General features: G+C 41.2%; 1 protein-coding gene and 1 pseudogene. Both read right to left on the reverse strand.

What is annotated here, in order from left to right; translation table 11 throughout:
* Positions 1–512 (reverse strand): DUF1611 domain-containing protein (locus AB4384_RS16035; RefSeq protein ID WP_372129805.1); only part of this gene is annotated, 512 nt, incomplete at its 3' end.
* Between the two features lie 164 nt (positions 513–676).
* Positions 677–1,384: pseudogene (locus tag AB4384_RS16040) on the reverse strand (IS5 family transposase); the annotation flags it as partial.
* Positions 1,385–1,448: the final 64 nt, after the last annotated feature.

Genomic DNA, 1,448 nt, shown 5'->3' on the forward strand with positions numbered 1-1,448 from the left:
ATTCGAACGTTATTCTTTAAACTGGCTTCTAAAAACAGAGGATCGTCGGTTAGAAATTCATGTAAGCCATTTACGATGTTCATTCCTAATGACATGGCATTTAAAATGATGCTTTTATCTAAGTCAGATAAAAAACCACTTGATGGCGCAATGCCAAAAATGAAATAATCGGGAATGCTTTCCGCGTGAATGATAGCTTCTTCAGCATTGGCAAGGATCGGTATTCCATTGGCTTTGTTATCAAGAACTTCACCAGCATCTAAGCCAGCAGACTCACTATCAATAACCGATAGAATACGATAGCTTAACGAATGCCTCACTAACCCATTAGCGGTTTTACCATCAATTTTACCAAAATTACCTTCGCAATATATAATTGCAGAAGGGATGACCGGATTTACTTTTTGAGCAAGTGGTAACCAAGGAGCTATATGGGGTACGTTGTTGGTATCTACATTTTCAATTCTAGAGAGTTTGAATATATTTCTTAACTTTTCGGTTGAGATGGACATAATTAAAGCCTGCAGTATGGCTTAGGAGGGCGACTAAGGAGTGCCGATTTGCGAGTTCGGAAAAGAAAAGAAGTCCCTACTAAGCGGTAGGGATAACAACCAAGGTAACACACTCACCAGACTTTTGTTGGTTATTATTAATACGCTTTCTGAGTCTATTACTTTCAGACTTTGCCCACTTGAGCGTTGTAATTTCTCAAACTCAATTTACCGCTTGTTAATCCCTTGTATCGAGACATTGCGGTCTCAGATATTGAGCGATAGTGATAACCAGACTCTGTTTTCCACTCCGATATTGTCCCATTTTTCAGAGCCGTTACTGCTTCGTTTCTGGGATGACCATCCTCCCAATGTACTGCATTCTTTCGAGGTGGTATCAACGGAGTACAGCCTTTATTTTTCAGGGTTTCATGACAACTTTTTGTGTCATATGCTCCATAGGTAGATTCGGTATGAACCTTTCTGCGTAAAGGGTTGAGTAATGTTGGTAGCACTTCACTATAGCCAACATTTACAAGGCTGACTTCCGCACTAATCGCTTCGTGAGTATCCACATCTACAGCTAAGTGCAGCTTACGCCATGTTCTTCGTTTTTCTGCACCATGCTTTTTTACTTTCCACTCACCTTCACCAAAGACTTTGAGGCCTGTCGAATCAATGGCTATATGGTGAATAGCCCCTCTAGACCTATTGCGATATTTGACCTGAACCGTCTTCGAGCGTTTACTAATACATGTGTAGCCAGGAGAGGTCAGCGGAACATCCATTAGCTCAAAGATAGAGTTGATAAAACCTTGAAGAGCACGTAATGGCAGAGAGAATATCCCCTTAATCATCAGGGCAGTTTCAATCGCTGTATCAGAGTACTGGAACTTAACTCAGTGTCCAAAACTTCTGGCACGGATCACTATGAATCCCAGGGCAAGATTACGAAGC

The organism is Vibrio sp. 10N.261.51.A4 (assembly GCF_041471945.1).
GTDB lineage: Bacteria > Pseudomonadota > Gammaproteobacteria > Enterobacterales > Vibrionaceae > Vibrio > Vibrio crassostreae_C.